The organism is Nocardia concava NBRC 100430, assembly GCF_000308815.1.
GTDB classification, from domain to species: Bacteria; Actinomycetota; Actinomycetes; order Mycobacteriales; family Mycobacteriaceae; genus Nocardia; species Nocardia concava.
In genome coordinates this window covers 1-19,917 of record NZ_BAFX01000074.1, presented here as the reverse complement: position 1 = coordinate 19,917, position 19,917 = coordinate 1, and the positions used below count along the sequence as shown (strand labels likewise).

17 protein-coding genes are annotated in these 19,917 nt (G+C 67.5%); 6 read left to right on the top strand and 11 right to left on the bottom strand.

Features of this window, described 5'->3' with window-relative positions; all coding sequences use genetic code 11:
* Positions 1 to 6: 6 nt before the first annotated feature.
* Positions 7 to 1,914 carry an acyl-CoA dehydrogenase family protein gene (locus ON43_RS14480; RefSeq protein WP_040807805.1) on the bottom strand — a complete coding sequence of 636 codons (1,908 nt, stop codon included), beginning with the start codon at positions 1,912 to 1,914 and terminating at the stop codon, positions 7 to 9.
* 138 nt (positions 1,915 to 2,052) lie between these two features.
* On the opposite strand from ON43_RS14480, the gene ON43_RS14475 reads away from it, so the two are divergent.
* From ON43_RS14475 to ON43_RS14460, 4 genes are all read left to right on the top strand, one after another.
* Positions 2,053 to 3,444, top strand: coding sequence for a threonine/serine exporter family protein (locus tag ON43_RS14475; RefSeq protein ID WP_040808093.1), 1,392 nt, complete (start codon positions 2,053 to 2,055; stop codon positions 3,442 to 3,444).
* Between the two features lie 54 nt (positions 3,445 to 3,498).
* A complete protein-coding gene (locus ON43_RS14470; RefSeq protein ID WP_040807804.1) occupies positions 3,499 to 4,488 on the top strand; it encodes a hypothetical protein in 990 nt (329 codons plus the stop codon).
* 77 nt (positions 4,489 to 4,565) lie between these two features.
* Positions 4,566 to 6,800 carry an MMPL family transporter gene (locus tag ON43_RS14465; protein WP_245568590.1) on the top strand — a complete coding sequence of 745 codons (2,235 nt, stop codon included), beginning with the start codon at positions 4,566 to 4,568 and terminating at the stop codon, positions 6,798 to 6,800.
* A 2-nt stretch (positions 6,801 to 6,802) separates the two neighbouring features.
* Positions 6,803 to 8,224 (top strand): DUF2252 domain-containing protein, encoded by a 1,422-nt coding sequence (locus ON43_RS14460; protein ID WP_040807803.1) that lies wholly within the window; start codon positions 6,803 to 6,805, stop codon positions 8,222 to 8,224.
* A 10-nt stretch (positions 8,225 to 8,234) separates the two neighbouring features.
* Here ON43_RS14460 and ON43_RS14455 read toward each other — a convergent pair whose 3' ends face one another.
* The 7 genes from ON43_RS14455 to ON43_RS14425 form a co-directional block, all read right to left on the bottom strand.
* Entirely contained in the window at positions 8,235 to 8,648 is a 414-nt protein-coding gene (locus tag ON43_RS14455) for a VOC family protein (protein WP_040807801.1), read from the bottom strand.
* A gap of 27 nt (positions 8,649 to 8,675) precedes the next feature.
* On the bottom strand, positions 8,676 to 9,020 hold the full coding sequence (locus ON43_RS14450; RefSeq protein WP_218003268.1) for a transcriptional regulator: 345 nt from the start codon (positions 9,018 to 9,020) through the stop codon (positions 8,676 to 8,678).
* On the bottom strand, positions 8,993 to 9,460 hold the full coding sequence (locus ON43_RS14445) for a hypothetical protein (protein WP_157514033.1): 468 nt from the start codon (positions 9,458 to 9,460) through the stop codon (positions 8,993 to 8,995). The genes ON43_RS14450 and ON43_RS14445 overlap by 28 nt, the downstream gene beginning before the upstream one ends.
* 84 nt (positions 9,461 to 9,544) lie before the next feature.
* On the bottom strand, positions 9,545 to 10,273 hold the full coding sequence (locus ON43_RS14440) for a TetR/AcrR family transcriptional regulator (RefSeq protein WP_040808087.1): 729 nt from the start codon (positions 10,271 to 10,273) through the stop codon (positions 9,545 to 9,547).
* A gap of 15 nt (positions 10,274 to 10,288) precedes the next feature.
* Positions 10,289 to 11,524, bottom strand: a complete 1,236-nt coding sequence (locus ON43_RS14435) for a cytochrome P450 (protein ID WP_040807798.1) — start codon at positions 11,522 to 11,524, stop codon at positions 10,289 to 10,291.
* A gap of 136 nt (positions 11,525 to 11,660) precedes the next feature.
* Positions 11,661 to 11,987, bottom strand: a complete 327-nt coding sequence (locus tag ON43_RS14430; RefSeq protein WP_157514032.1) for a hypothetical protein — start codon at positions 11,985 to 11,987, stop codon at positions 11,661 to 11,663.
* 35 nt (positions 11,988 to 12,022) lie between these two features.
* Positions 12,023 to 12,610 carry a TetR/AcrR family transcriptional regulator gene (locus tag ON43_RS14425; RefSeq protein ID WP_040807792.1) on the bottom strand — a complete coding sequence of 196 codons (588 nt, stop codon included), beginning with the start codon at positions 12,608 to 12,610 and terminating at the stop codon, positions 12,023 to 12,025.
* 61 nt (positions 12,611 to 12,671) lie between these two features.
* On the opposite strand from ON43_RS14425, the gene ON43_RS14420 reads away from it, so the two are divergent.
* A complete protein-coding gene (locus ON43_RS14420; RefSeq protein WP_218003267.1) occupies positions 12,672 to 13,205 on the top strand; it encodes an SRPBCC family protein in 534 nt (177 codons plus the stop codon).
* A 4-nt stretch (positions 13,206 to 13,209) separates the two neighbouring features.
* Here ON43_RS14420 and ON43_RS46790 read toward each other — a convergent pair whose 3' ends face one another.
* The 3 genes from ON43_RS46790 to ON43_RS14405 form a co-directional block, all read right to left on the bottom strand.
* Positions 13,210 to 17,526 (bottom strand): caspase, EACC1-associated type, encoded by a 4,317-nt coding sequence (locus ON43_RS46790; protein ID WP_040807790.1) that lies wholly within the window; start codon positions 17,524 to 17,526, stop codon positions 13,210 to 13,212.
* Positions 17,527 to 17,633: 107 nt separating this feature from the next.
* Positions 17,634 to 18,251: a hypothetical protein gene (locus ON43_RS14410; protein WP_040807788.1), complete on the bottom strand. Its 618-nt coding sequence runs from the start codon at positions 18,249 to 18,251 to the stop codon at positions 17,634 to 17,636.
* Positions 18,252 to 18,351: 100 nt separating this feature from the next.
* Complete coding sequence (locus tag ON43_RS14405) at positions 18,352 to 18,642, bottom strand: hypothetical protein (RefSeq protein WP_245568589.1); 291 nt, start codon at positions 18,640 to 18,642, stop codon at positions 18,352 to 18,354.
* A 342-nt stretch (positions 18,643 to 18,984) separates the two neighbouring features.
* On the opposite strand from ON43_RS14405, the gene ON43_RS14400 reads away from it, so the two are divergent.
* A partial coding sequence (locus ON43_RS14400; RefSeq protein ID WP_040807787.1) for a nucleoside-diphosphate sugar epimerase/dehydratase occupies positions 18,985 to 19,917 on the top strand: 933 nt, incomplete at its 3' end.

The window sequence follows — 19,917 nt, the reverse complement described above, 5'->3', positions numbered from 1 at the left end:
CGTGCGTCAGTCGAGCATGGCGGCGCGGAGCATGCCTTCGGGGACGCCGAGGCCTTCTATCAGGGTGAGGGCTTGGGGGCGTAGGCGGTCGACGAGTTCGTTGACGCCACGGCGGACGGCCTTGGCCCGCTCCACGGACATGAAGCGGTGCATGATGTACCAGGCCTGGTTCTGCTCGATGGTCCAGTACACGTAGAGGTCGCAGACGGAGTCGGCCAGGGCGCGGGCGTCGGGGTCCTCGATGTCGGCGATGCCATCGATGAAGGCCTCCAGCACCATTCGCTCGATGTGGGCGGTGCCGGCGGCGAGGATGTGGTCCTGGGCGTTGTTGAATGCTTCGAACGGGCCGGTTTCCTTGGCGCGGGCGCGCAGGCGGTGGGCGGCGGTGCGGACCATGTAGTCCTCGCGGTCGGCGAAGAGCTGCAGCTGCACCGAGCGGCGGGAGAGGTCGGCGTCGTCGACGGTCTCGTCGCCGCGGTCGCGCAGCCGCTGGATCATCTGTCGCACACCGGAACGCTCGCGCACCACATCGCGGGCCGTGGTGGCGGCGAAGCGCACCCACCCGAGCGCGTCGAGGTCGCGGACCTCCTCCGCGTAGGCCGTCAGCAAGTCCTTGGCTACCAGCTGGGTGAGGACCACGTTGTCGCCCTCGAAGGTGGTGAACACATCGGTGTCACCCTTGAGGGTGACCAGCCGGTTCTCGGTGAGATAGCCTGCGCCACCGCAGGCTTCGCGGCACTCCTGGATGGCCGCCGTGGCATGCCGGGTCTGGGCCACCTTGAGACCGGCCGCGCGATTCTCCAGCGCACGCTGGGCGCGCGGATCCAGATCCTGGCCCGTCTGCACCAGATGCATGCGGCGCACGAGGTCGTTCTGCGCGAAAGCCAGTGCGTAGGAACGGGCTACGAGCGGCAGCAGGCGGCGCTGATGGCTGCGGTAGTCCAGCAGCAGCGTCTCCTCGCCGGTATCGGGATCGGCGAACTGGCGGCGCTGCTCGGCGTAGCGCACCGCGATGGACAGCGCGATCCGCGCCGCCGCGGCGGCCGCACCGCCGACGCTGACCCGTCCGCGCACCAGCGTGCCCAGGGTGGTGAAGAAGCGGCGGCTCGGGTTCGAGATATCGGAGGAGTAGGTGCCGTCGGGCGCGACATCGGCGTACCGGTTGAGCAGGTTCTCGCGCGGAATTCGCACCTGGTCGAACACGATTCGGCCATTGTCGACGCCGAGCAACCCGCCCTTGAGACCGCAGTCGGAGGTGGTGACGCCGGGCAGGTCGCTGCCCGCCTCGTCACGAATCGGCACCAGGAAGCAGTGCACGCCCTGGCTTTCGCCGCCGGTGATCAGCTGTGCGAAAACCGCTGCCATGCGGGCATGTTCGGCCGCGCCGCCGATGTAATCCTTGCGCGCGGACGGAGTCGGGCTGTGCACCACGAACTCCTGGGTGGCCGGATCGTAGGTGGCGGTGGTCTCCAGATTCGCGACATCGCTGCCGTGCCCGGTCTCGGTCATGGCGAAACAGCCCAGCAGTCGCAGCGAGACCAGATCGTCGATGTAGCCGCGATGCCTATCTGTGCCGAGGTTCTCTACTGCGCCACCGAAAAGTCCCCACTGCACACCGCTTTTCACCCACAGCGACAGATCGTTGTAGGCGAGCATCTCCAGCGCGGTGACCGCCGCGCCCGGATCGGCCGGGCGCCCGTCCACATGCCGGAACCCCCGTTCGACCCAGCCGTAGGACGCGACCAGGTGCATTTGTTCCAGGACACGGGCTCGCGCCGCCTTCATGTCGAGGGACGGATCACCGTAGAGGCGGTCGTCGTCGATGCTCGCCCGGGCTTCCTCACGCACCTCCCGCCAAGGGCCGTCGAGTGCCGCGCGTAGCTCTTTCGCAATCGAAACGTCGCTCGTCGCCATACTCGAAAACACTACTGCCCGGGCACCACTGACCCCGGTGATCTTTCGCACCCGTGTACGGTCGGCCTTGTGACCAACGAGTTGGCTACCGACGAGCAAGTGGGGACGGCCCCCCGGCTGCGCGCCCGCTGGCAGCGGCTGCTGACCGGCACCGTGGACCGCGTGACCGCCGAGCATCGCGCCACCGTGGACACGGTGGTGGAAGCCCCCGCACCGGTGCAGCCCATCGACCTCACCGATGACGCCACCGTGACCGAGGTGCTGGATCTGGCCGAGCGGGTGGGCGAGGTGGTGCTCGCCTCGGGCACGGCCGTCACCGACACCACCACCCAGATCGAATTCATCGCCGCCACCTACGGGCTGTCCAAATGCGATATCGACGTCACCTACAACTCGATTCGCATCTCGGCCGACCGCGGCCCGCGACTACCCCCGGCCTCCACCATGCGCGTGGTGCACTACCGGTCCCTCGACTTCACCCGGCTGGCCGCCGTCGATCGGCTCACCCGCCGCATCCGACAGGAACTGGTGCCGCCGCAGGAGGCGCTGAAAGCCCTCGACGAGATCACCTCCGCGCCGCATCCCTATCCCCGATGGTCGGCTACCGTCGGCTGGGCGCTGATGGCCGCGGGTGTCGCGGTGCTGCTCAACGGCGGCTGGCTGATCGCCCTGCTGAGTTTCGCCACGACCACCCTCATCGACCGCACCAACCGGATTCTGAATCGGCGCGGGCTGCCCTTCTTCTTCCAGCACATGATGGGTGGCATCATCGCCGCCACGCCCGCGGTGCTCATATCTACCTACGCCTCGAGCCTGCATCTGGATCCCTCGCTCATCATCGCCGCGGGAATCGCGGTGCTGCTGGCCGGTTTACAACTGGTCGGCGCGGTCGAGGACGCGATCACGGGCGCGCCGATCACCGCGTCGGCCCGCATGCTGGAGGTGATCATGATGACCGGCGGCATCATCGCCGGCATCGCGCTCACCCTGCGGGTGGCCGAGGTGTTCGAGGCCTCGGTGCCGGCCGTGGACATGGTCACCGCGCGCGACCTGACCAATCTGCCGCTCAAGCTGCTCGCCGGTGCCGTCACCTCGCTGGCCTTCGCGCTGGCCTGCTACGCCGAGCAGCGGGCGCTGGCCGCGGCGGCCTTCAGCGGTGCGGCGGCGACGGTGGTGTATCTGCTGATCCAGCACTTCGGGTTCGGGCCGATCGTGGCCTCGGGCGGTGCGGCGACCGTGGTGGGCCTGGCCGGTGGTCTGCTCGCGCGGCGGGCGCTGACCCCGCCGTTGGTGGTGGCGGTCGCGGGCATCACTCCCCTGCTGCCCGGTCTGCGCGTGTACCGCGGGCTGTACGCGTTTCTCAATGACGAGTTGCTGATCGGGTTCAATCAACTCTCGGGTGCGTTCGCGGTGGGACTGGCCCTGGCCGCCGGTGTCACGCTCGGCGAGTGGATCGCCCGCGACCTGCGCCGACCCCGCATTGTGAGGCGGATCGGCAGCATTCGGCGGCCGCGCTTCGCCTCCAGTTGATCAGCGCCCGGTTCGTCCGTTAACGTCGGTCCGCTCGACCGAACGTGGGGATGAATGAACAGCGAGAACGACGATCTGGCGAACCACCCGGATCTGATGGGGTCGGAATGGGCCGACCGCATCGCGCGCATAGAGAAACAGCATGCGCGCCGCCAGCGTTGGTCGAGCCGAAACCGCCGGATGCGCAGATGGATACCGGTGACCGCGGTGCTGGTGGTCGTGCTGGGGGCGTGGATCGCGTTCAATCGGCCGAGTATGGGGGCGGTCGGCGTATCGAGTTCGGGGCAGCCGAGCGCGACCTCGACCAAGCGGGCGCCCGAAACCGTGCGGGTGAATCTCACGATGCCGTTTCTCAATACTCCCGCGGCGGGCTGGGCCGACGGTGCGGAGGGATTCGTGGCGCCCGAACCCGCACCCGTCGGGCGTTATGACGCGGGCGCCGTCGCCGCGGCCTACGAGCGCACCCGCCCGGCCCTGATCACCGCGCGGGTCGATCGCGCCACGCTGCTGGCCGATGACACCGCGCGGGTGCTGAGCCAATTCGCGCCGAAATACCGCGAATACGCCGAGAAACAAATCCGGGATACTCCCGAGGACGGCAAGGGCATGTTCGTCACCGCGCTCGCGCCGGGTCAGCAATTGCTGCCCGCGCAGCCGAAGGTGAACGGCACCATGGTCGCCCAGGTCAATGACGAAGGCGATCTGGCGGTGCACACCAATTACGTGGTGGCCTACGCCTTCGATCCGGGGAATCCGCAGAAGGTCCACCAGGCGATGGACATCGTGGTGGTGCAGCGGTGGGAAATCGACTACACCTTCGTCGGCGCGACCGACGGCTCGGGGCGGCCGTATTCGGCCGAGTCCCAGGGCATCTGGCTACGCAACGGGAAGGGCCACACCTATGCCGTGGATTGCGCCTGGGCCAGAAAGGGTTTCCTGGCGCCTTCCTTCGGAAACGGCCACGGGTTAACACCGCCGGAGCACGACTCCGATTACTACTTCGACCCCACCCACCCGATTCCCGCCACCGATGGCTGCCACTGATCGGAAATAGCTGAATTGCATTGTATTGCAACGTTTTTCACTTCTAGTGATCTTGACTGTTACCGTGTCGTATGGGCATGAGGCGACCGCGTGATCGAGATGTGTTCGCGCTATGGGGCAAATTCGTAGCGCGCTTCCGGTTCGTCGTGCTCGCCCTGGTCGCGGCGGCGATGCTGGCGCTGGGCGGATACGCCTGGGGCTTCGAGAGTCATCTCAGCGCGGGCGGTTTGGACGATCCGAGTTCGGAGTCCGTGCTCGAATCGCAGCTGTCGGCCATCAATTTCGAGGCGACCCACGATGTCGATGTGGTCGTGCTCTACCAGGCGCCCGAGGGCACGACGTTCGATGATCCGGATGTCAGTCAGCCGGTGGTCGATGCGCTCAACGCGCTCCCCCAGCGTTTTCCGGACGAGATCGCGGGTGTGAGTTTCGCGTACTGGCCGAATGTGAACTCCCTGCGGGGTCCCTCCGCCGCCTTCGCCACCAAGGACAAGACGCGCACGATCGCGGGCATCGCCCTGAAGGACGTCGTCGGCGGCGACTTCGCGGCGGAGTACGCGAAGGTGAAGGGCGCGTTCACGGTTCCCGGGATCGAGGTGCGGGTCGGCGGGCTGCAGCCGGTGGCCACGGCGCTGACCGACACCATTTCCGCCGATACCCATCGGATGGAGCTGCTGGCCATTCCGGCGGTGGCGGTGCTGTTGTTCTTCATCTTCGGCGGTGTGGTGGCCGCGTCGCTGCCGCTGCTGATGGGTGTGCTCACGGTGCTGGGCGCGAACGGGATCGTGCGGTGGATCACGAACTACACCGAGGTGAATTCCTTTGTGGCCCCGGTGGTTTCGATGATCGGGCTGGGGTTGGCCATCGACTACGCGCTGTTCATCGTGAGCCGGTTCCGCGAGGAGGTGGCCGCGGGATATGACACGCCCACGGCCGTGCGGCGCACGGTGATGACCGCGGGACGCACGGTGCTGTTCTCCGCCACCATGATCGTGGCCAGCCTGGGCGGCATGCTGATCTTCCCGCAGGGGTTCCTGAAGTCGATCGCCTACGGCGCGATCGCCACGGTCTCGCTGGCGGCGCTGACGGCCGTGACGATTCTGCCCGCGATGCTGGCGATCCTGGGTCGGCGGGTGGATGCGCTGGGCATCAAGCGATTCCGGCGTACACAGTCGGCGGACGAGGTGGAGAACGGGTTCTGGGGCCGCAGCACCGACTGGGTGATGCGGCATCCGCGCAAGATCACCGCGGTGTTGATCCTCGGTCTGCTGCTGTTGATCGTGCCGGTGCGCAATATCGCCTTCGGCGGGTTCAGCGAGAAGTATCTGCCGCCGGACAATACGGTGCGCGTGGCTCAGCAGCAGATCGACACCTATTTCCCCTACCGCAAGTCCGATCCGATCGAATTGATCATCAAGACGGATGACAGCACCGAGGTCGGTCCGCTGCTGGCGCAGGCGAGCAAGGCGCCCGGACTGCTGCCCGCCGGGTTCGATATTCCGACCCGCTCGAAGAAGCAGGCGGATATCTATCGGACTTCGGCGTTCCTGGTCGATTCCACCAAGTACGACAAGACGATCGACTATCTGCGGGCGCTGCCGGTTCCCGATGATGTGACGCTGCTCGTCGGCGGTGTGCCGACGATCCAGCACGATGCCATCGCGGCGCTGCTCGATCGGCTGCCGCTGATGATCCTGCTGGTGCTGGCCTTCACCACGATCCTCATGTTCCTCACCTTCGGCTCGCTGGTCCTGCCCCTCAAGGCCGCCTTCATGAGCGTTCTCGGTCTGGGCTCCACCCTCGGCATCCTGACCTGGATCTTCACCGAGGGTCACGGCGCGACCCTGCTGAACTTCACCCCGCAGCCGATCCAGGCCAACATCCTGTTCCTGATCATCGCGATCATCTACGGGCTCTCCACCGACTACGAGGTATTTCTCTTGTCCCGCATGGTCGAAGCCCGCGCGCGCGGCGCGACCACCGAGGAGGCCATCCGCTCCGGCACGGCACACACCGGCCGCATCATCACCGCCGCGGCCCTGATCCTGCTCGTGGTGACCGGCGCCTTCGCCTTCTCCGATCTGGTTCTCATGCAGTACATCGCCTACGGCATGATCGCCGCCCTGCTCATCGACGCCACCGTGCTGCGCATGCTCCTCGTCCCCGCCACCATGAAGCTCCTCGGCGACCGGGCCTGGTGGGCTCCGGCCTGGATGAAGCGCCTCCAACGTCGAATCGGCTTGGGCGAACCCGTTCTTCGGGCCGAACCCCAGCACCTGCGCGAGCCCGAACTCGTCGACGCCAGGAGTTGACCGTGACCGGCATCGAGGAAACGGCGACCGGGTCGGGTCTGCGGCGGCTGCCGCCGGTGCGGGGGTTCGCCGAGTGGCCCGCCCAGGGGTCGCCGAAGAACGAGGGCAAGGCGCTGCGAAAGTCGGTGCCGCGCAGCGCGCATTCCGCATTCGAGCTCGACGGAGCGCGGCCGCACATTGCCGACGCTGTCGAGGAATCCAATCGTGGGCGGATCGCCGAGCTCACTCCGCTGCGGGCGGGCCGGATGGCGGCTTCACCCTTCGCGTTTCTGCGCGGGTCGGCGGGTCTGATGGCGTACGACCTCGCGCGCACGCCCATGACGCGGATTCGCGCGCAAATCTGCGGGGACGCGCATGCCGCCAACTTCGGGCTGTACGCCGATGCGCGGGGCGAGTTGGTCATCGACCTCAATGACTTCGACGAGACGGTCCAGGGCCCTTGGGAATGGGATCTCAAGCGGCTCGCGGCCTCGCTCGTACTCGCGGGCCGCGAGGCCGGGGCCGATGAGAACCGCTGTCGCAAGGCGGCTTTCGACGCGGCGGGCGCGTATCGCCACACCATGCGGCTGCTCGCCGAGCTGCCGGTGCTGGACGCGTGGAACGCCATCGCGGACGAGGAACTCGTCTCCCACGCCGATGCCCACGACCTGCTCGGCACACTGAAGCGGGTCTCCCGCAAGGCGCGGGCCAATACCAGCGGGCGCTTCGCGTCGACGTCGACGGAGGAGCTCGAGGACGGTGGACGGCGCTTCATCGAGGCATTGCCGGTGCTGCGACGGGTGCCGGACTCCGAGGCCGCAGCGGTGGCGGCGTCCCTCGAGCAGTACGCGACAACGGTCCCCGAGGACCTGCTCCCCCTGCTGGCCCGCCACGCGGTCCACGACGTCGCCTTCCGAGTCGTCGGCGCAGGCAGCGTCGGCACCCGCTCGTATGTCGTTCTCCTCCTGGACCATCGGGGCCAGCCCCTCGTCCTCCAGGTAAAGGAGGCCCGCCCGTCCACCCTGGTCCCGCACCTGATGACCGCCGGCTTCGAAGTACCCGAGGTGGACCATGAGGGCCGCCGAGTCGTTCTCGGCCAGAAGCGAATGCAGGTAGTCAGCGACATCCTGCTCGGCTGGACATCAGTGGCTGGCCGCCCCTTCCAGGTCCGCCAATTCCGCAACCGCAAGGGCAGCGTCGACCCGGCAGAACTCCCCGCCGACGAAATCGACGACTACGCCCGCATGACCGGCGCCCTCCTCGCCCGCGCCCACTCCCACACCGCCGACCCCCGCCTCATCGCCGGATACTCCGGCAAGAGCGACGAACTCGACGAAGCAATCGCCTCCTTCGCCGTCACCTACGCCAACCGCACCGAGGCCGACCACGCCGACTTGGTCGCGGCGGTGCGCACGGGCCGGATCGCAGCGGAGACAGGGGTGTGAGACTCGCCCGCTACTTGGGAGCGACCAGCTCCAGGGCGATATTGTCCGGGTCGCGGAATTCGAGGATGTAGCTCACGCCGATGTCTTTGATCTCCTCGCGGATGACGCCGCAGGTGTCGAGATGTGTTGCGGCGGCTTCCAGTTCGGCCAGTGATTGCACGGCGAAGGCGAGATGGTCCAGGCCGACGCGGTTTTCGTCGAAGCGATCGGTGGCGGCGGGGCGCAGGCCGAGCAGGCCCTGGGGCATCCGATAGATCACGCCGCCGTGCAGGAAGCTGAGCCGCTGCCGGGTTTCCTCGTCCGCGCCGGCCGGAACCTCCAGCGCCACCGGCCATCCGAACACCGCCTCGTAGAACGCCCGCGACCGCTCGATATCGCAAACCGTGAGCCGCACATGCGCAATGGCCTCCGCTGAAATCGACATGCGGCCGATGCTTCCACACCGTTGCCCTTACCCGCCGGTTCGTCCGGTGTCGTCAGGACGGTGGTCGGTCTCGCTTGCCTTGCGGGTGAGAGCGGCGAGGGCGGCCAGGTGGGCGTGATAGGCGGTGCGGCCCTTGTGAGTCAGGGCCAGCCAGGTCTTCGGCTTGCGGCCGTCGTAGCCCTTGGTGACGGTGACGTACTTGGCCGTTTCCAGGGTGGTCATCGCTTTGGAGAGGGTGGATTTGTTCAGCCCGCACAGGTCGGTGATCACCAGGAATTCCGCTTCGCTGCACCCGTCGAGGAAGGCGACGAGCTTCAACCGCGGCAGCGAGCCGAACAGCTCGTTCAGCTCTTCCAATGCCGGTTCTTCCACCAGGTGAACCGGGGTCGCGCCTGCGTGAACCAGATCCAGACGCCCATGATCGCGGCGGACAGCAGCCGCAGCCACACATCCAAGCCCGAGCCGGCCAGTCCAACCGGCGGTACCACCATGATCACCACGATCAGAAGCACATTCTGCTTCCACTCCGCCAATGGCAGCGGAATGATCCCACGCTCCCGGCGCACCCGCTTCAACCAGCCCAGCAGCCGGTAATACACCACTCCCGCAGCAATTCCCGCGACACCGGCACCCCACCCGAGCGGACTCACGACCCCGATCTCGACCACCGTGCACAGCAGCATGACGGCAAGCCCGCCGGCCACCCCCGCCGCAATCGGCCCCCAGGTGGGCAACGCGGCCGCATCCCGCGCCTGCCGCGTACTGGCGGCAGCAACATCCAACGCTTCCTGCGGAGTCTGAATCTCGGTCACCCCATCAACGTACATCAACCAGTTTCCAACAGGAAACCAGTTTCCCGTCCTGTGCGTAGGAGATCAACGGCGGCAGCGTGGGCGTCAGCCTGCGACCAGGCCGATGCTGCGGCCGATGTCGGCGAGGGTGGAGTCGAAGAGGACGTCGGGGTGGGAGATTTGGATGGGGTAGTTGTTGAAGACCTCTAGGGTTACGTGGCCGTAGAGGCGGGCCCAGAACTGGATCATGACGTAGCTGACGCCCAGGTCGAGCTTTTCCGCGGGGAACTTCTGGCCCGAATCCGCCAGGACGGCAAGGAGTTCCGTTTGGAACTTCATCAGGTCGTCGCGGAGTTCGGACGGGATGAGGTCCAGGGGCGGGGTGACTACCTCGTATTCGGTGAGCAGGCGGCCGGCGGCGCCGAGGAAGATGCGGCCGACGGGTTCGCCGAATTGCTGCATGGCGCTGGTGATTCCGGCGGTCACCGGGGAGGCGAAGACGAGGGTGAATTCGCGGGAGTGGGTCAGGGCCCAGGTGCGGAAGCCGCGGCAGATGGCGAAGAAGCGGGTGCCGGCGTCGTCGGGGAGGTCGGCGATGGCGGCCTCGAGGTCCTTGGCCAGGTCGGCGCAGACGTCGGTGCGGACGGCGGCGACGAGATCGTCGCGGGATTCGTAATAGCGATAGAGCGCGGGAGCGGTGATGCCCAGCTCCCGCGCGATGGCCCGCAGCGTGATCGCGTCCGGGCCTTGCTCGACCAGCAGTGACCGCGCGACGCGGCGGATGTCGGCGTCGCTGACCGCAGGCATCCGGCCGCGTCGACGGGGTTCACTCATGCTGGTTTCGACCACTCACTCGTACTTGACCTGCCAGCTCTTGATGCCGTTCAGCCAGCCCGAGCGCAGGCGGACGGGGTCGGAGACCTGGCTCAGGTTCGGCATCACATCGGCGATGGCGTTGAACATGAGGTCGATCTCCAGTCGGGCCAGGTTGGCGCCCACGCAGAAGTGGGTGCCGGTGCCGCCGAAGCCTACATGGGGATTCGGGTTCCGGAGGACATTGAACTCGAACGGATTCTCGAAGACGGTCTCGTCGAAGTTGGCGGCGGAGTAGAACATTCCGACGCGCTGGCCCTTCTTGAGCTCCTGGCCGCCGAGGACGGTGTCCTGAAGAACGGTGCGCTGGAAGGCGATGACCGGGGTGGCCCAGCGGACGATCTCGTCGGGCGCGGTGCGCGGGCGCTGCTCGCGGTAGATCTCCCACTGCTCGGGGTGGTCGACGAACGCCTTCATGCCGTGGGTGATGGCATTACGGGTGGTCTCGTTGCCGGCGACCGCGAGCAGGATGACGAACCAGGCGAATTCGTCCGAGGCCAGGGCCTCGCCGTCGACGTCGGCATTGAGCAGGGTGTTGATGATCTGCTCGTGGCCGTCCAGGTCGACCGGGCACTTGCGCTTCTCCTCGGCCAGGTTCCAGGAGTAGCCCATGACCTCGGCGGTGGCGACCTTGTGGTCACCCTCGAAGTCCGGATCGTCGTAGGAGATCATCTGGTTGGTCCAGTCGAAGATCTTGCCGCGATCTTCCTGCGGGATGCCGATCAGCTCGGCGATGGCCTGCAGCGGCAGCTCGCACGCGACCTCCTTGACGAAGTCGCCGGAGCCGTTCTTCTTGGCCTCGTGCACGATTCGCTCGGCGCGCTCGCGCAGCGCGTTGCGCAGGCTCTCCACCGCGCGCGGGGTGAAACCCTTGGACACGATGCGGCGCAGCTTGGTGTGGCGCGGCGGATCCTGGTTCAGCAGCAGAAAGCGCTGGACCTCGATCTCCTCGCGCATGATGTCGTCGTAGAAGCGGATGACCGCGGTGTTCTCTTCCGAGGAGTAGACATCCGGAGTCTTGGAGATCTCCTTGATGTCCTCCATCTGGGTGACGGCCCAGTAGCCGTCATCCTTGAACCCGCTGCCCACCTGCGGAATCCAGGCAACGGGGCTGGTACGACGGAGCTCGGCGAACTCCTCGACGGGCAGGCGAGTGGCGAGCAGATCGGGATCGGTGAAATCGATCCGATTGGGGATGGACGGCGCGGACACGGTACCTCCTTTGGAACACGTTCGCCGCCGAGTGTTCCACACCACACCCCACTTTGTGAACACCTATTACTAAATAGCGTTCATTTGATGTGTCATGCCCACGCCGAGTTCCGTCGAACCGCCGAGGCGCAGCGGGTCATTGAGGCGGGGCCGGTTTGATGGCGATGCTGTGCAGGGTCCGATGCGAGGTCTCCTTCTCCGCGCCGTGGACCGTGAGCTCCACCCTTCGGACGGTGCGCAGGGGTGTTTCGGGGAGCACAAGCGTGATGGAAGAGCTTCGAGCCTGCTGGGCGAAGTCCGGATTGCATGCGATAAGGGCCGCGTCGGGTGTCCAGTGGTAGTGGATCGACGCGTCGCCGGCCCGAGACCGGCTGCCGTCAAGGGTGATCGTGTGGCCGCTGTATCCAGTGGTCGGGCCGGTGATAACCGCTTGAATGCCGGTGCTCCTATCGGGCGATGCCATGAGCGCGATCGTATCCGCGGGTTCGCGGGACACCGCTATCGCGTGGCAGCCATTGCGTCGCGGACGATTTGGTCGACGGCCTTCGCGGTCGTGGGGAGGTCGGAGTTGGGGTGGTGGGCGGTGCGGCGGATGGCGGCGTAGGGGAGGTCGATGATGAGGAGGGTCAGGCGTTCGCGGTCGGATTTGGTGCGGTAGCCGAGGCGGGTGGCCAGGGTTTGGATGGCGGCGTCGAGCCGGTGTTGGCGGTCGGCGGCCGCGGCGCGGGCTTCGTCGGACCACTGGGTGTAGCCGAAAGGTTCTGGGCCCGTGAGCAGGACGGCGGCGTCGGTGGGATTTTGCAGCGACCAGGCGGTGACGTGGTGGGCGGCTTGGATGGCGGCTTGGTGGGGTGGGTCCAGTTGCAGAGCCTCGAGGAATCCGGATTGGAAGCGGTCGAGGGTGCGTAGCCAGAGGGCGGCCAGGAGAGCGGGGCGGTCGGGGAAGCGGTAGTAGACGGAGCCGCTCGGGGCGCCGGCGGCTGCGGCGACGGCGCTCATGGTGACCGCTGCGGCGCCTTCGGCGGCCGCGAGTTCGGCGGCGGCGTCCAGGAGGGAGTCGGCGGTGTGCGACGGCTTTCTTGACACGTTCTAGAGAGTACCCTCTAATTGTGAATTAGAGAGTATTCGCTAAATGGGAGGTTCGGTCATGGTGCGCAATGTCCACAGCCGGGTGATTACCGCGGACGCGGAGTCGGTCGGTCGGCTGCTCGATAGCCTCGCCAGTGACGACGATCGACTGTGGCCGGTACACCGTTGGCCCGCAATGCGTTTCGACCGGCCGTTGGGTGTCGGGGCGTCGGGTGGCCACGGGCCGATCCGCTACATCTGCGTGAAGTACGTGCCGGGGCGAGAGGTGGTGTTCCGGTTTCGGCGACCGCTCGGCTTCGACGGAACCCATGGATTCCTCGTGGAGGAAGTGGATGCCACGCATACCCGGCTGACGCACGAGTTGGTCATGCGGACACACGGGGCGGCTCGGTTCAGCTGGCCACTCATGTGGCGGTGGTTGCACGATGCGGCACTGGAGGATTCGCTCGATCGGGCCGAGGCCGATCTCGTTCCGGGCACGCCACCGAAGAGCCGTCACAGCCGATATGTGCGCTTTCTGCGCGGACGGGTGCACAGCGCGGAGGTCAGCGGGCGGCGAAGCGCTGCGGGTGGAGCAGTACCGGTGAGGTGAGGGGTCAGCGCCCACTCGCGTCGAATCGCACTGCCTCGTCGGCGATTTCGGCGAGCAGGGGCGGGTCGAAGCGGGCTAGCGCGTCCAGGGCCGAGTACCAGCGGCCCGATCCCCAGATCTCGGCCAGGATTCGGCGGATTCGGCGGCGGGAGGCGTCGCGGTCGGAGGGTGGGATGTCGTCGAGGGTGGCGACCAGAGCATCGGCGATGCGGGAGAGCAGGGTTGGGCGGAGGTCGGATTCGACGGAGTCGGCCAGCTCGTGGGCGTGGTCGATCGAGCCGATGGTGAGGGCGGCGTCGACCAGGACGGCGGCGGCACGATCGCGGTGGGCGGCGCTGTCGATGGTCGCGAGCAGGCTCGTCGCTTCGAGGAGGGTGGTGTGACCGGCCGCGGGGCCGAATTTCTGTGCGAGGGCCGGGATTACCAGAGCCAGGAGGCGGATTCGTTCGGCGGGCTCCGGGATTCGGGTGGCGGAGTGGAGGGCGGCGCGTTCGCGGCCCGCGCGGATCTGGGCGGTGACGACTTCGCCGCAGGCGCGGGTGCGTTCGGCACGGTCGGAAATGGCGCCTGCGATGGCGGCGGCCTCGTCGATGGCTCCGGCGCGGGCTCGGGCGGTGGCGAGGGACGAGACGATGCGCTGGGCGGCAGGGCCGACGTCGGTGAGCCCGTCCATCAGGCGGGCCACGCGGTCGGCGTCGCCGACGGCGGCCGAAAGTTGGGCCAGGCGTACGCGATTCAGGGGCTGTTCGGTGAGTCGGCCGGTCATCACCTCGTCCTCGACTTCGTCGAGCATCGGTTTCACGATGGGCGCCACCTGATCACCGTCGAGGCGTTCGACGAGCAGTTGCAGCACCGTCAGGCGGCGCAGGAGGCCGGGGATCGTGGCGATCATGCGGGCCGCGATATCGGCGCGGCCCGATTCGACGAATACCGCCGCGAGCTCACCCAGCCCGCGGTCGAGGCTGTCGGCGGATTCGAACCAGATCGAGTAGAGGGAGGCGAGCCGGTCCGCCAGCCCGGCCGCCACGTCGATCGCGCCCCGCGCGAGCAGGGTTCGCACCAGTTCGGTCAGCGGGGTCGGCGAGCTCTCGACGCGGTCGCGGCCGAGCCAGTCGGTGCCGAGGACGGTGCGGGCGAAGGCGTCGGTGGCCTGCTCGTCCCAGGTCTCCACCTGGCCGAGCAGGCCGTTCACCGTATTCAGGGCGCGGTCGAGGAAATCGTCTGCGCGAGCGGCGGATTCGCCGGCCCGGGTGCCGAGGTAGGTGAAAACCAGGAATTGGCAACCCGTGTCGTCGATGCGGTCGACCACGGCGTGAGCGCGCGTCAGGTCCCCGGCGGCGGCGAGCGCGCGCACCAGCGTGTGCAGCGGGAATCCCCGCCGATACGGGTCCGGCGGCGTGCGGTAGGAGGTGAGTTCGATATCCGCGGCGAGCCGGCGGGCGCGCGTCGATCGACCGGCCGCCACCAGCGCCGGGAGCGTGTCGGTCAGCAGATCGAGTTGCGCTGTCCCCGAGGAGAACCGATCGGCCAGTTCGATCGCGCGGTCGGCCTCCCCCAGTTCGACCAGGCACCGCACCAGCCCCTCGAGCACCGCGACCGCCGCGCGCGGCGCGCATCCGGCCACCTGGGCCGCGAGATCGTCGACCTGTTCGCGGAGTTCATCGGAGAAGCCCGCCGCGACGAGATCGCCCGCGATTCGGCCGAGCACCCGGGACCGCCCGATCGGGTCGGCGACGGTCGCCCGTCCGGAGGTGGCCAGCACCGAATGCACCCATCCCCGAGCCGATTCCGTCGCACCGTGGCCCACCATGGCCCGGGCGATGCGACAGCGCGCCGCGACCAGATCCTCGAGCGTGCGCAGCGTGTCCGCCAGCGCCAGCGCGCGCTCGAAATCCCTGGTGTCGGCGAACGCGGCCGCCGCGTACCCCAGGATCTCGTCGCGGCGTTCGGCCGCCTTGACCAGCAGCACGTGCCGGTTGATCTCGGTCATGGCGGCCGCGACCTCGGCCTGCCGCCCCTCCTGCCACCACACCGAAACCAGCTGTGCCAGTATGCGAACCCGCTCCCACGGCGTCGTGATCTCGTGCGCGAGCTCCTCGGCGGTCTCGACATCGCCCGCCGCGACCAGAGCGGCGGCCAGCTCACCGAGCCCGGAATCGTCCAGCACCCGGTCGCCGGATCCCCGCAGCGAGTCGACCAGTCTGCGGTTCCGTCGCCGGTCGGCCGCACCGAATTGAACCGCGATCACCGCGATGCGCGCCTGCACCCGCCGACCGCGCAACGGAATCCCGTCGGCCAGGCTCTGCGCCCGCGCCAGTTCACCCAGCAGCGCGAACGCGGCGGGCAACCGAGTGGGAATGTCTCTGCCGCGCTGCGTCAAATGCCGCCGCCGCATGGCGAGCTTGCACACCGCGAGCAGATCCGGATCCTGATTGCCCAGCCACAACGCCGACACCGTGCCGATCTCGGTCCGTGCGATCCCGTCGCCGCCGGTGAGCTCCAGCATCCGATCGTGTCGCGCGGTGTCCAGCGCCAACTCGGTCATCCGCGCGATGTCTCCGCGCCCGCGCAGCATCGAAAAATACCGTGTGAGCAGGTAAGTCGGCGTCTCGACCGGCCAGCCGCGCGCACGGTAGCCGATCGCCCACTCGTGGATGCGGCGGTGATAGGTGCCCATGAGCACCCGGCCCAGCGCGGTCTCGGCCTCCCGCTGCAGCGTCTCGTGCGCGAGCAGATGGATCTGGTCCGCGGCGAATCGACTGGACTGCGCGCGGAACGTGCGCCCGGTGGCCCCGGACAGGACGCGGTCGATCCGGAAGGGCGGCAGACCGGTGAGATCCTCGAGCTCGGCCCCGGTGAGACCGTGCGCCGCGGTGATCAGCCCGAGAATCTCCTGATCGACATCGGAGCGGTCGAGTATGCCGCGCAGCTCCAGACGCGCCGCCTGAATGATGTCGAAGGCGGTGCGCGACCGTTCGACCTCGCGGCGGCGGCAGTGGTGCAGCGGATGGCTGCCGGGAACGTCCAGCGGCAGACCGGGATTCGGCCGCCCGGCCACGACGACCCGCAGCCCCGGCCCGGGATGCCGCGGCAGCAGCGACGCGATGCTGGGACTACCGCGATCCTCGTCGAGCCCGTCCACCAGCAACAGGATCCGGCGCCCACTGTTCGCCGCCCGCTGCGCCGCGATGTCGAGCAGGTGGCGGCGCAGGGCATCGCGGTTGGGGTTCACCCGCGCGACGGTCGCGGCCTCATCGGGCAGCAGCGCCGAAAGCTGTTCCACGACAGCGTCGGTGAAGGCATTGTGGTCGTCCTGGGCGGCCAGCCGCGAGGTGATGAAGAACGACACCACGTGCACATTCGGCGGCGGATGCAGCGCGAACCAGGTCATGATGGCGGTCTTGCCCGCCCACGGTCCCGCCTGCCACCACACGTAAGCCTCTTCGCCCCAGCAGAATTCGGCGAGCTCGGCCAGTTCTGTCTCCCGGTCCAGCAACCCGTCGTCGGGTGTGAGATCGCGGATCTGGGCCAGGTACGGGGTGACGGAGGTGGTCGGCAGCAGCTCGGGCGCGCTGCGGCCGGTCCACGCCGGATTCGCGGCCAGCGCCACCCGCCCGGCCGTACCGCGTTCCAGGGCTTTGGGTTTGGGCATATTGGCGGCGGGCAGCCGGTCGCGGAGTTCACGGTAGAGGACCGACATGGTCAGGTATCGATCCGCGGTCGGGACCCCGGTACGCAGGATGTCGAGCATCATCGCGGTGAACGCGGTGCGCCCGCCATCGCCCTTGGCGAGGGCGAACTTCGTCTTCTCGTCGGTGGCGGTGAGGACGAAGGCGCCGTCGATATCGGTTGCCGCGCGCAGGATCTCGCTGTCCCCGGCGAGCACCTCGCGGCCGACGGCCCGGCCGCTGTGACAGCAGTCGAGGATGACCACGACCGGCCCGCGAGCATTCGCCTTGATCCGCGATCGCAGGATCGGGTACCCCAGCGCCGTCACATCGGCGTCGTCGACGCGAGACCCGGTGTGGGTCAGGTGCAGTTGATTGTCGACCACAGCGCCGTGGCCGACGTAGTAGATCAGCAGCAGCCCTGTCGCCGCCTGCGCCGCCGCGGTGACCTTCGCCGCGATGGCCGAACTGTCCGAGGGGTCGAGCACCACCTCGATGTGCCGCTCCGGGATTCCGGTTTCGGTGCGCAGGAAGCCGGCGAAATCGGTCAGGCTGCGGGCGATCTCCGGGAACGACTTGAATCCCGAATCAGCTCCGTAGCTCGCGGTTCCGATGAGCACCGCACGGGAGGCCTCCGGATCGGGAAGCGTCATCCAGCCGCCCCGGCCGCGAGCACCAGTTCCATGTCATCCTTCCCCCGCACGGCGTGTCGGGAAAAGTCTGCCATGCCGCGCAAGGCGAGGAGAGAACTGTGCTCCCGCTACTTGTAGCACTTCAAGGTGTCGCCCTCTTGCCGAGGTTCCACCTTGGCCGACTGGTATTGCCAGATACAGGCGATCTGCGGATCGATCGGGGCCTGGCACACCCAGGTCTTGTCGAGTATCGCCGCGTCGACGCCGATGCTGGTCCGGAACGTCGCATGGCAGTAGCCGGCCATATCCGAGATTCCGCCCTTGGCAATTTGTTCCGGCGAATAGCACATTCCGCTACGCGGATCGCTCGACGAGAAATTCAGGTGCAGGCCCGATTGGTTGTATTGCCATTCGCAGGCCTTGTCGAGATTGATGGTCGCCTGGCACGACAGCACGTCCACATGGTCGTACCCGTAGGAGACACAGTATCGCTGCAGGTCGAGCCCGCCCAGCGAGGTCTTCGGCGCGGTCGGCGTCGGGGACGTCGAGGTCACCCCCGCCGATGTCGAAGATTGTTGGGCACCATGGCGTCCGGTGAGTACGCCGCCGTAGAAGATGCCCGCCCCGGCCAGCACCACCGCGATTGCGATCAACGCCCACCTGGGAATCAGCTCGGACACCGGCTTGATCACGTTGTTGACCAGTCCCGCGAAAAAGGCTGAAAGGAATCCGTCAAGCATGGTCACCCCTCCCCCAACCCTAACACGACCATCCGGTCGGCCAGGCCGCTTTCGGTGCCCGAAGGAATCGCCGACAAGGCTGCCGGGCAACCGAATTCGACCTATCTCATAATCCCGAGCTGCTGAGGGAGGCGGCCCCGCCGATACCGTCCGGGTTGTCGGGCCCGACCCAATCGGACCCGCCGCGATACTCGCGGAGGTACTCCGCGCGCCACCGTGGCCAATCCAGATAGATCGCACCCGCGCTCCTGCGGTACCGCCGGTATTGGCCGCCCGCTGTGCGCAGTGACCGGCGGGATTCACGAGCGGCTCGCTTGGCCCCGCGCACCGCCGACCCCATTTGGGCCGTGGTCAACTCGACCGGCGGATCGGCGAAGATGCCGGATCTTCTGAACATGGCTCATGATGTCCGAGTCTCGAATAGCCCCGCCAGACACCGATTCTGGTGGCTCGTCACAACTTCGGGTGCCGGATCCGGACGCGTCGGCGGACTGCTGATCCGCAGAAACTCTGCCATGGGGGAAGCGGGGGCGAGAAGCCGACGACAGGACCGGTAACGGGCCGGTTGGCGCACCCGATGGACAGACCGGACGGCGGGCGAAAACCGTTGGCATCCAGACTATTCAGTCTCAGGTCAATCACTCGCCGTTCGGTTGGCGAACACAGTAGGATTCAGCTCTGGCGTCCAGATCAGGGGGGACGGCCATGATGCGCAGTGTGCACACGATGGAGCTCCGGAATGGCCTTCCAGATCGAACAGGACCAGGAATTACTCCGAAACCGGCGCCGGGAACGGCTGCATCGGTCCGGGCAAGGGCGCTGGCAGGCGGAATACGGCCGGCGGCTACGGATCAGCGATGCGCTGGTGGTGGCGGGGGCCGTGGCGGGAGCCCAGCTCATCCGCTTCGATGGCCTCAACAACAATGATTCGCAGCTGGATTGGGCCGGGGGCGCCCGGGTCGGATATTCGGCGATCTCGACGCTGCTCGTCCTGGCGTGGCTCGGCTTCCTCGCGCTGAGCAACGCGTGGTCGACAGCGATCATCGGGTCCGGTTCCGAGGAGTACCGGCGTCTGGTCGGCGCCACGATGCGACTATTCGGTCTGATCGCCATCGCCTCCCTGCTACTCCGCATCGAGTTCGCGCGCGGCTATCTGGCCATCGCGCTGCCGGTCGGCCTGCTCGGTCTGATGATCAACCGGATGCTGTGGCGCAAGTTCGCCAGCCGCCAGCACCGCGAGGGCCGCTTCCTGACCTCGGTCCTCGTTGTGGGCCGCCATGATTCGGCGCACGAGATCATGCGCTGCTTCGAACGCGATCCCGCCGTGGGCTACTGCGTGGTAGGCGTCTACAGCCCCTATGCCGCCGAGGACGAACTCACCGATATCGAAGAGTCCGGGCTGCCCGTACTGGGCGCGGAATCGACCATTATCGAGGCCGTCGAGGCCACGGGCGCGGATACGGTGGCCATCGCCGCCACCGAGCGCCTCGGCACCACCGGCATCAACGATCTGGTCTGGCAGCTGTCCCCGCGCGGCATCGATCTGGTCGTCACCCCGGGCGTGGTGGACGTTGCCGATCAACGCCTTTCGATCCGCCCGGTCGCGAACCTGCCGCTGCTGCACATCGGCCGCCCGCAATACGATCGCGCCAAGTCCTTCGGCAAGGCGGCC

Bases quoted from the DNA above. Each gene is read 5' to 3' on its own strand.
- ON43_RS14465 (WP_245568590.1), top strand. From the start codon at position 4,566: ATGAGGCGACCGCGTGATCGAGATGTGTTCGCGCTATGGGGCAAATTC.
- ON43_RS46790 (WP_040807790.1), bottom strand. From the start codon at position 17,526: ATGACGCTTCCCGATCCGGAGGCCTCCCGTGCGGTGCTCATCGGAACC.
- ON43_RS14470 (WP_040807804.1), top strand. From the start codon at position 3,499: ATGAACAGCGAGAACGACGATCTGGCGAACCACCCGGATCTGATGGGG.
- ON43_RS14440 (WP_040808087.1), bottom strand. From the start codon at position 10,273: ATGAGTGAACCCCGTCGACGCGGCCGGATGCCTGCGGTCAGCGACGCC.
- ON43_RS14420 (WP_218003267.1), top strand. From the start codon at position 12,672: ATGGTGCGCAATGTCCACAGCCGGGTGATTACCGCGGACGCGGAGTCG.
- ON43_RS14455 (WP_040807801.1), bottom strand. From the start codon at position 8,648: ATGTCGATTTCAGCGGAGGCCATTGCGCATGTGCGGCTCACGGTTTGC.
- ON43_RS14405 (WP_245568589.1), bottom strand. From the start codon at position 18,642: ATGTTCAGAAGATCCGGCATCTTCGCCGATCCGCCGGTCGAGTTGACC.
- ON43_RS14480 (WP_040807805.1), bottom strand. From the start codon at position 1,914: ATGGCGACGAGCGACGTTTCGATTGCGAAAGAGCTACGCGCGGCACTC.
- ON43_RS14430 (WP_157514032.1), bottom strand. From the start codon at position 11,987: ATGGCATCGCCCGATAGGAGCACCGGCATTCAAGCGGTTATCACCGGC.